The organism is Pseudoalteromonas sp. TB51, from assembly GCF_000498055.1.
GTDB classification, from domain to species: domain Bacteria; phylum Pseudomonadota; class Gammaproteobacteria; order Enterobacterales; family Alteromonadaceae; genus Pseudoalteromonas; species Pseudoalteromonas atlantica.
Genome location: NZ_AUTO01000016.1, coordinates 1 through 10088, shown reverse-complemented (window position 1 = coordinate 10088; position 10088 = coordinate 1). Strand labels below are relative to the sequence as shown.

Genomic DNA, 10088 nt, shown 5'->3' with positions numbered 1-10088 from the left:
TTAAATTTAATGATTGTGCTAATTTGCCAATGGTTTTCATTATTGCCTTTGTGAATACTACTAATCTAAAGTTATATTTAGTTTAGCTATCCAATGATTTGATGATGCCGCACGCTTCAATTGTATTGTCTGAACCACAAGCACTTGCCATCTGTTGTAATTCAGCTTTAAGCGCCCTTAATTCTTTCATACGTTTATTCACTAGTGCAAGTTGCTGAGCAATTAATGCATTAACGCTAGAGCAGCTTTCTTCTGGCTTATTTTTTAATTCGATAAGACGTTTAATATCATTGAGTGATATATCTAGGCTGCGAAAATGCTTTACGAATTCCAATTGTTTAAGTGCTTTACTATCATACAGCCTGAAATTACCTTCTGAACGGTTTGGATTTAACAGTAATCCTTCTCTTTCATAATATCTAATCGTTTGTACTGAACAGCCCGATTTTTTTGACAATTCGCCTATTTTCATCAATTTCCCCCAGACATTTGACTCTATAGTTACTATAGGATCTATAGTATAGGTATGCAACGAAAGGGATATATAAAAATGACTGAGAAATATTTAAACAATACGAATATCGTTAATTTTGAACACAAAGATATCCAATCCCTGATCGATCAACGAGGGTGGAAAAATTTGGATAATTTCAACAAAACTGGTGCCGCTTATCAGTTTGTAAAAGATGAAATAATGTTTGGCTATAACAAGAGTGATGATATTTCAGCAAGCGATGTGCTAGCAGATGGTTATGGACAATGTAATACTAAGGGTAATCTGTTAATGGCACTATTGCGTGGACTAGGTATCCAGTGTCGTTTCCATGGTTTTACCATTGATCAGCAACTACAAAAAGGTGCTATCCCAAGCTATGTATTTTGGTTAGCACCTAAATACATCATTCATAGTTGGGTAGAAGTTTACTTTGAAGGGCGTTGGATAAACTTAGAGGGCTTTATATTGGATGAGCAATACTTAAGCTCACTACAGCAGAAATTTAGCCAAGCAAAAGATGAGTTTTGTGGTTATGGTGTTGCAACAAAGTGCTTATCTTCACCCGGTACGGATTGGCGTGGAGAGGATACCTATATTCAAAAAGAAGGTATTCATGACGACTTTGGGCTTTATGATTCACCAGATAAGTTCTATCTCGAAAAAGGTACTAATCTATCAGGTGTAAAACGTTGGTTGTATCAACGAGTGATCCGACATTTGATTAATATGAATGTATCAAAAATAAGAAATAAAAAAGTACTGGAGGTACAAAATGCACAACCATAGTCACAGTCATCAGCATGGTAAAGACGACCGTATTGGTTGGGCATTTTTCCTTAATGTGACATTCACTATTATAGAATTTATAGGTGGTTGGCTCACTAACAGTACGGCGATAATGGCAGATGCCGTTCACGATCTTGGTGATAGTCTTTCAATAGGTTTTGCGTGGATTTTAAGTCGTTTTTCAGATAAAGAAGCATCAGATAAGTTTAGTTATGGTTATCGTAGACTTACACTCTTTGGCGCATTGATAAACAGTATTGTTTTAATCATTGGCTCAATTTGGATTTTATTTGAAGCAATTCCAAGGCTGTCCAATCCTGAAATGCCTGTAGTCGAGGGGATGTTAGGGCTAGCGATACTCGGCGTTGCCGTTAACGGATATGCTGTATTAAAATTAAAAGCTGGAGAAACCTTAAATGAAAAAGTACTTACATGGCACTTGCTTGAAGACGTACTTGGCTGGGTTGCTGTGCTTATTGTATCTATTGTGCTGTTATTTGTAGATTTGCCCATTTTAGATCCGTTACTATCTATTGGCTTCACATTGTTTATCTTGTTCAATGTTTTTAAAAATCTGAAATCAACAATTGTCTTGTTTCTTCAGGCCGCGCCAGATGAAGAAACTCAAGAAAGTATAAAACAGTCGCTAACTAACCTTCCAGAAGTTAATGGCGTACATCATCTGCATTTTTGGTCGTTAGATGGCGAAAGTCACGTATTAACTGCTCACATAGAATTAGTCGAAAAAACTGACGTTGATGAATTAATTAAACTTAAGGAACAAGTGGCTAAGAGACTTTCTGCCTATCGCTTGTCTCATACAACCATTGAATTTGAGTTTCCTAAAGAAACTTGCCGAGATGATGCGAATTAAACTTTAAAAATTAAAATAAAAAGATTAAATATAAAAGCAGCTTAAACATAAATTAAGCTGCTTTTTTGTTTTTAAATTTCGTCAGATTGCTGTTTACTACTCTCAGCGCCATGCGCCCATTGATATAAAATAGGCAATACAAACAAAGTTAAAATTGTAGAAGATACAATACCGCCGATAACAACTGTTGCTAGTGGTCGTTGCACTTCTGCACCAATTCCAGTGTTTAACGCCATTGGAATAAAACCTAAACTTGCGACCAGTGCCGTCATTAAAATAGGTCTTAAACGAATGATGGCACCTTCAATGATCGCTACGTAAAGGTCGCCTTTTTCATGCCAAAGATCTCGAATAAAAGCCAACATAACCAAGCCATTTAATACGGCAACACCTGACAATGCAATGAAGCCGACACCTGCCGAAATAGATAAAGGCATGTCTCTTAAATAAAGAGAAATTACGCCCCCAGTTAATGCTAACGGTACACCACTGAAAATGATCAATGCATCTTTTAATGAACCAAATGCAATAACCAAAATACCTAAGATAACAATTAGTGTGATCGGCACAACTAAGCTTAATCTTTTACTCGCTGACTCTAGCTGTTCAAAGGTTCCGCCATAATCAAGCCAGTATCCTGCTGGAATTTCTCCTTCCTGATTAATTTTAGCTTTCACTTCTTTGACAAAACCGCCTAAATCTCTACCACGAACATTGACGGTAACCACAACTCTTCTTTTACCTCTCTCACGGCTAATTTGAGCAGGTAAAGACTCAGATTTAAGCTCTGCAACTTCTTCAAGTGGCACATAGTTACCATTCTCAAGTGGAAGCGGCAGATGCTTCAAGCTATCGATATCCGTTCTTATTTGCTCCGGTAGACGAACAACTAACTCAAATCGTCTGTCTCCTTCATAAATGATCCCCGCAGATTCACCGCCAATTGCAGTAGCAACCCAGTCTTGCAGTTCGGTAACGCTCAAACCATACCTACCAAGCGCTTCTCGTTTAGGAATTACTGATAAAGATGGAACACCTGTGACCTGTTCCATTCGGGCATCAGCAGCACCGTCCACGGTTTTCACTATATTTAGAATATCTTTTGCGGTGAGTAATAACCGATCCAAATCATCACCAAATATTTTGATGCCGACATCAGCTCTAACGCCAGAAATCAATTCATTGAAACGCATTTGAATAGGCTGAGTGAATTCATAGTTGTTGCCCGGAATGTTTTTCAGTACCTCTTCCATTTCTTCAACTAATTCACTCTTTGGCTTTGAAGGTTCGGCCCAATCTTTACGTGGTTTTAAAATAACAAAGATATCAGCAATACTCGGTGGCATTGGGTCAGTTGCTACTTCTGGTGTGCCGATGCGCGAGAATACTTTATCAACTTCAGGAAACGCTTTAATACGTTGCTCAAGTACTTCTTGCATTTCTACTGATTGCTCTAGGCCAGTCGATGGAATTCTTAATGCCTGTAGTGCAATATCACCTTCATTTAATTGAGGAACAAATTCTGTCCCAAGCGTAGTTGCTAACCAAAGGCTATACCCCATTAACAGCGTTGAGAATGAGACAATAATCCAACGAAATTTCATCGCCATTTTTAACAATGGTTCATAAATAGACTTGGTTGAACGAATAACTACACTTTCTTTTTCGCTGATTTTACCTTTCATAAACACAGCTACAGCAGCAGGAACCAGTGTAACTGAAAGGATCATTGCGGAAATTAACGCCATAACGACAGTTGCCGCCATAGGGTGGAACATTTTCCCTTCAACGCCAGTTAGCGTGAAAATGGGGATGTAAACAACAGTGATAATTGCCACACCAAACAAGCTTGGACGTATCACTTCTGAAGTGGCTTCAAAAACGGTATTTAGGCGTTCTCTTAAGTCTTGCCTATGACCGTTGTGTTGGGCCTGTGCTAACCTACGGACAGAGTTTTCAACGATGATTACAGCCCCGTCCACTATCAAGCCAAAGTCCAATGCGCCGAGACTCATTAAATTGGCAGATACTCCTGCTTGCACCATACCTGTGATTGTCATTAACATGGAAATAGGGATAACAGCAGCGGTAATGAGAGCTGCACGTAAATTTCCAAGTAGAATAAATAACACAACAATAACTAAAAGCGCACCTTCAACGAGGTTTTTGGTAACGGTTGCAATCGCTTTATCTACTAACGTTGTTCTGTCGTAAACAGGCTCTGCGGTAATGCCCTTTGGCAGAGATTTTTGTATTTCGCTGAGCTTATGTTCCACTTCTAAAGCAACGGTGCGAGAATTCTCACCAATCAGCATCATGGTTGTACCAAGCACTGTCTCAATGCCATTACGAGTAGCAGCCCCTGTTCTAAGTTCTTTGCCTATAGCAACATTGGCAACATCACTTATTTTTACAGGAATACCATCGTTCTTTTTGATGATGACATTGAGGATCTCATCTATTGTCGCTAGTTGCCCAATGGAGCGTACTAAAACTTGCTGTCCGTTTTGTTCGATATAACCTGCGCCACGGTTGTCATTGTTTTTACGTAATGCATCAGATATTTCTTCAAAGGTTACCTGATGAAAAAGTAATTTTTCGGGTTTAGGCGTTATGTGATATTGCTTGTTGTAGCCGCCGATACTGTTGACCTCAATGACGCCTTTAACTTGAGCCAATTGCGGTTTAATGATCCAGTCTTGTATTTCTCTTAAGGCAATAGCGGTATAAGGCTCTCCATTAGGCATTTTAGCGTCAGGAGAAGCTTGTACGGTATACATAAATATTTCGCCAAGCCCTGTCGAAATAGGACCCATTTCTGGCTCTAAGCCAGAGGGAATAACGCCTTTTATCGCAGCTAATCTTGCATTGATTAAGTTGCGAGCAAAATAAATATCGGTTCCCTCTTCAAAGATAACGGTTACTTGAGATAATCCATATCTTGACAGGGAGCGGGTGTGAGACAGCTTTGGCAATCCGGCTAAGGCGGTTTCTACAGGAAAGGTCACCCTTTGTTCCGCTTCCAAAGGTGAATAACCGGGGGCAGAAGTGTTTATTTGTACCTGCACGTTTGTTATATCTGGAACAGCATCAATGGGAAGTTTTTGATAACTCCACATGCCAACGCCGATGATTACCATCAGCAGACTTAATACTAAATAGCGTCTATTTATTGCTAGACGCAAAATTGATTCAATCATATTGCGTCTCCTAATCGTCGTCTTCTACTTCAGATTTCAAAATATCCGCTTTTATCAGATAACTGTTTTTGTTTACATATTCAGCGTCTTTACTGAGGCCATCAATGACCTCGATATAGTTTTTGTCTGAACGTCCGAGCACAAGTGGCGCAAACTCGTACTCTTCATCTTCTTTTACAAAGACACCAAATTGTCCTCCCAGTTCTTGTATCGCAACTTTCTCGACGGCTAAATCCACCTCAAATCGGTTTATCCTTACGCTGCCCATTAATAATTGGCCTGAGGTTAGGTTTAGCTCAGTGTTATTTAAACGTACACGTGCTAAAACATAAGACTGATCTTTAGCTGGAATTATATTGGTGATGGTTGAGTTGAATGCCTGTTCACCATGCTCAATATCAACAGGTTGACCGACTTTGATTTGATTATATTGGCTGGTAAACACCTTAAATTCAGCCCACAAGGTGTCAAAATTGACGATTTCAAACAAGCTAGTGTTTTGCGTGATACCGCCAATATTTCCATTTCTCTGTAAAACAGTCCCAGAAACAGGGGATGTTATTTTATAGGTATTTAAGCTTTCATTAGATTCAATAACGGCTAATAGATCTCCTTTTTTTACCTTATCACCAACAGTGGAGTTAATTGTCTTTATAACGCCGTTATATCTAGCGCCAACTTGAAATAATTGTTCAGCGCCTATCGTCGTAGCGCCGTATACAGGGATAGTTTGGTTCAACGTTTTTGAAGCTAAATAGGCTGTTTCAACACCAAGCCTTTTTGCCATGTTATTGTTTATTTTGCTAATGCCTTCTTCGCCTTCATGTTCATCTTCACTAGCGATAACACTTTGAATGGGTGATAGATACCCAATAAAAATCAATAGTGCGAGTAAATAGTTTTTCATTTTGAATTCCTAAACGATTCAGTTAATAACTGAATCAATAAATTGTTATTAAACTTAAAGTGATGTTTATTTAGAGTGACAGCGCTTCGTTTGTTAGTTTTTCTATCTCTGCGCCATAAATTAGGGCAGCAGATGCCGCATCAATGAGGGTTCGCCGAGCATTTAACAGCTCTTGTCTAGCCGATACATAATCAAGATATCCATATCGACCTTTTTGATAGGCGTCTTGAGTATCTTCCAGTGCATCTTCAAGCATTGGGATAACCGACTGCTTTAATGAATTAGCTGTTAATATGGCTTGTTTTCTATTGGAGTATGCTCGTAGTAAGTGATTTCTAAACCTCAACTTAGTCGCCTCTTTCTCTATGGCAACTTGGTCACGCTCTGCTAGCGCACTAGCGATTGCACCAGAATTTCGCTTTTCAGCAAACAAAGGTAAGCTAAAGCCAGCGACCAGTGCCGTATCATTGGCTTCTTGAGAGCGCCTAACACCAACAGACCATTTGATATTGGCCGTTGACTCTGTTTTAGCCAACTGTAATTCGGCCTCTTTTAGTCGCTGCTCACTTGCATAAACTTGAATAGCAGGGTTTTTCTCTAATTTCGCAAAGAGACTACTAAAATCACTATCATTGCCAAACTGAAACAGATCTCCAGTTACTCTAGAGAATGACACTGATGTTTCTCCCCAGTAAGCTGATAAAGAAAGCTTTAGATATTCCAAGCGCTTTTGTTCAGATTGAAGGGTGAGGTTAGCCTGAGCAATAACTGCTTTTGAACGTTTCACTTCAGCCTCAGGAGTAGCACCTGCGCGGTTACGCTGAGATACAATCTCTAACGTTTCTTGTGCTAAGCTCAATGCATTATCTGCCAATATCACTCTTTGTTGGGCTGCAAGTACTTCCACGTACTTCTCAGTGACTTGAGCCATTAAATTAAGCGCAGAGACTTCTTTCTCAGCATTGAGTAGTGCTCTTGATTTTGAAACAAGTCCAATCCGCGCTGAGCGTTTATCTCCCATTTCGATAACCGAAGATAGAGCGACTGTTAATTCAGCACTGTCGAATGCATTAAATTCACCTGAGCCTGCAAAGTTCTCAGCTTCAACTTCTAGTTCATAAGCGGGATTTAAACTTGCTGTTTGTTCTTGTCCTGTTAATGCGGTTTGTTTGAAATCAAATATTTTGAGTTCAGGATTTTGTTTAAGCGTCCACTGAATTGCCTCTTGAAGATTTAACTGCTTTTCAAAGGCATAAACATTAAATGTAAAAAGTGACAACGCGAGAAACGCGATATATTTAAGCTGAGGTGTTACACACCTCAAAATTGCTATCTTGCGATGCTCACAGGTATTAAGTGCCATGTATACTTTCCTATAAATTAATATGTGATATTTAGGTCATTAACATTTGACCTTTCTTAATTTTCTATAAAATTTAGGCGTATTTAGGTGGGCGGAATGGCACCGACATATAGCCTTTTAGCTCAGGAGAAACTAAGGCGTAGGTAAGGAAATATTCTATTTTTTGTAAAATATTACAAGAATAATCTGCATTTAAAAATAAGTGACAACAGCAACAAAAATTACAATTATCAATTAAAGTTTGGCTATTACTCACCTCAAATAAATTGGAGGTTTCTGGAGATTCTAGCGGGGTAATAGACTCAGTTAGTGATGTATTAAAAGAACTTTCAATTAAGTTTACTTCAAGCTCTTCTAGCGAAAAAAACACAGATTGCACCGCGATTAAAATCATTATCACGTATGATATATATGGTTTAAAATATGACGGACGCATTAGGTTCATTGTTATCTAGTTCGCTTCAATCAGTCTGATAGTTCCCAAAGTCGTTGGGACTATGTTTAAATCTGAAACATGAGTAAACCCTGATTCAACCTCTAAAGAAGGAAGGACTCCATCTACATTATCTTTTGTAGTTTCAAAACCATCTAATAACTGAACGACAAAGAACAATATCCGTTGAAATATTGAAGTCGGCTTTCCCCAGTCAGCAATTAATAAAATGCCACCCGGTTTCAGTACCCGACGAATTTCAGTTAATGTCGCACGCTTAGTTGAACGGCTTAAGTGATGAAAAAACAAACTTGAAAATACGATATCAAAGGAATTATCACTAAAAGGCATTTCTTGTCCAAAGCCCTGTCTAAAAGAAATATTAAGATCCTTGCCTATAACTTTTTTCTGTGAAATATCTAAAGCGGTTTGGTCTGCATCTAAGCCTATTACGGTATATTTAGGTGATTTTTCAGCTATTAATTTTGTTAGCGTTCCGGTTCCACATCCAACATCAAGTAGGTTGTTTCCTTTGACGTTGGCAACTTTATCTACAATCAGTTTTTTAAAAAATGCTTCTCTCGTGGTGATAGCAACGAGGCTGTCATAAAAATTAGTTAACCAATGAAATCGTAATGGCGGAATGTAGGCATTGTTTTTCATAACTTCATTTCCCTTTAGCCGTTTGAAGCAGACTTAAACTAGCTATAAAGATGCTATTAATGGTTTTAAAATTTAAATAAATAGCCATGATGAATTTGTTTAATACTTTAGCTGTAAGATACGGCGAGCACCGTTTAAAACGACAACAGCAATAATCAAACCAATCACTAAATCTGGATAACGGCTGCTTGTTACTGTAACTAAAAAGCCAGCTAAGATTACCCCAACATTTGCAATAACGTCATTTGCGGAAAAAATCCAGCTTGCTTTCATATGAGCGCCGTCTTCTTTATTACCAAATATTAAAAATAGACAAGCAATGTTAGCGATTAGTGCTATTCCACCAAATATCATCATTAAAGAAGAGATCGGTTCACTACCGTAAACAAAGCGTCTTACGACTTCGCTCAAAGCACCTAGCGCTAGAATAACTTGAAGCACACCAGATATATGTGCCGCTCTAAGTTTCATGCTGATACTTTTACCTACCGAATAAATAGCCAAACCATACACAGCAGCATCAGCAAACATATCTAATGAGTCCGCAATTAGGCCAGCAGACTGTGCAATCAACCCAGCAATTACTTCTATAAAAAACATGACTCCATTAATGGCTAACAACCATTTTAGGGTTGATGCTTCTTTCATCTCATTTTTTTGGGCTAGATCTTTTGCTTTTGCAGCTTCGGTGCTGCAACTTTCTTTAGTTGATGCCAACTCTGCACCGAGATTGAGTTGTTGTAATTTTTTTGTTATCTCATCTAAATTTTCATCATGAAAAACCTTGACTAAACGGCTAGGAATATCAAATTGCAACCCAACTGAAGGCTCAATTGAGTCAAGTGCTAACCTAATCAATCTCTCTTCTGAAGGACAGTCCATTTGAGGTACTTTAAATGTACTGACAAACGCGCCACTATAGTTATCTAATTGTGTATCAATTTTTACATCTTCATTGGTAGAAGATGATTGACACTGACCACTACATTTTTCTGACATATTTAACATTCCGTAATAATATTAAAATAAGTATAAAATCTATAGTGGCTATAGAGTCAAATAAAAAATTATTTAATGTAAAAGCGTGGAAACTGAATTGAAAAGCTAGTTTAAGAAAATAGTTTCTGCTAGTATTTTAAATACTATATTTAACTGGTGATAACTTTGAACCTTAATGTTGTACTAAAAATGCTCTTGGTTATTTCGATTGTTTTACAATCGTTAACTGCTGTAGCATCCTCAACATCTGAGAATCACCAAATAGATATAGAGCACCTTCAAACTCAACATGATCATGCAGATGATCGAAATGTCTCAAATGATAATGTAGGTGATGAGCAGCATAATGAAAAAGATTGTCATCACT

The 10088-nt window shown here is 38.1% G+C and carries 9 protein-coding genes and 1 pseudogene; 3 read left to right on the top strand and 7 right to left on the bottom strand.

Features of this window, described 5'->3' with window-relative positions:
- Positions 1-82: 82 nt before the first annotated feature.
- Positions 83-472, bottom strand: a complete 390-nt coding sequence (locus L650_RS0100440; protein WP_029771727.1) for a Cd(II)/Pb(II)-responsive transcriptional regulator — start codon at positions 470-472, stop codon at positions 83-85.
- Positions 473-550: 78 nt separating this feature from the next.
- Between L650_RS0100440 and L650_RS0100435 the strand changes: the two genes are divergently transcribed.
- Together L650_RS0100435 and L650_RS0100430 are read left to right on the top strand one after the other, a co-directional pair.
- Entirely contained in the window at positions 551-1282 is a 732-nt protein-coding gene (locus tag L650_RS0100435) for a transglutaminase-like domain-containing protein (RefSeq protein ID WP_029771726.1), read from the top strand.
- Positions 1269-2156, top strand: coding sequence for a cation diffusion facilitator family transporter (locus tag L650_RS0100430; protein WP_029771724.1), 888 nt, complete (start codon positions 1269-1271; stop codon positions 2154-2156). The genes L650_RS0100435 and L650_RS0100430 overlap by 14 nt, the downstream gene beginning before the upstream one ends.
- Before the next feature lie 71 nt (positions 2157-2227).
- Here L650_RS0100430 and L650_RS0100425 read toward each other — a convergent pair whose 3' ends face one another.
- From L650_RS0100425 to L650_RS0100400, 6 genes are all read right to left on the bottom strand, one after another.
- Entirely contained in the window at positions 2228-5356 is a 3129-nt protein-coding gene (locus L650_RS0100425; protein WP_024602003.1) for an efflux RND transporter permease subunit, read from the bottom strand.
- 10 nt (positions 5357-5366) lie between these two features.
- Positions 5367-6263, bottom strand: a complete 897-nt coding sequence (locus tag L650_RS0100420) for an efflux RND transporter periplasmic adaptor subunit (RefSeq protein ID WP_029771722.1) — start codon at positions 6261-6263, stop codon at positions 5367-5369.
- Between the two features lie 70 nt (positions 6264-6333).
- Positions 6334-7626, bottom strand: a complete 1293-nt coding sequence (locus L650_RS0100415) for a TolC family protein (protein ID WP_008109686.1) — start codon at positions 7624-7626, stop codon at positions 6334-6336.
- A 73-nt stretch (positions 7627-7699) separates the two neighbouring features.
- Positions 7700-7996 carry a hypothetical protein gene (locus L650_RS0100410; protein ID WP_223230508.1) on the bottom strand — a complete coding sequence of 99 codons (297 nt, stop codon included), beginning with the start codon at positions 7994-7996 and terminating at the stop codon, positions 7700-7702.
- Positions 7997-8077: 81 nt separating this feature from the next.
- The gene (locus L650_RS0100405; RefSeq protein WP_029771721.1) at positions 8078-8722 is read right to left on the bottom strand and encodes a class I SAM-dependent methyltransferase; all 645 of its coding nucleotides are present in this window, start codon (positions 8720-8722) and stop codon (positions 8078-8080) included.
- A gap of 99 nt (positions 8723-8821) precedes the next feature.
- A complete protein-coding gene (locus L650_RS0100400; RefSeq protein WP_029771720.1) occupies positions 8822-9721 on the bottom strand; it encodes a cation transporter in 900 nt (299 codons plus the stop codon).
- A 165-nt stretch (positions 9722-9886) separates the two neighbouring features.
- On the opposite strand from L650_RS0100400, the pseudogene L650_RS24405 reads away from it, so the two are divergent.
- A pseudogene (locus L650_RS24405) lies at positions 9887-10088 on the top strand (hypothetical protein); the annotation flags it as partial.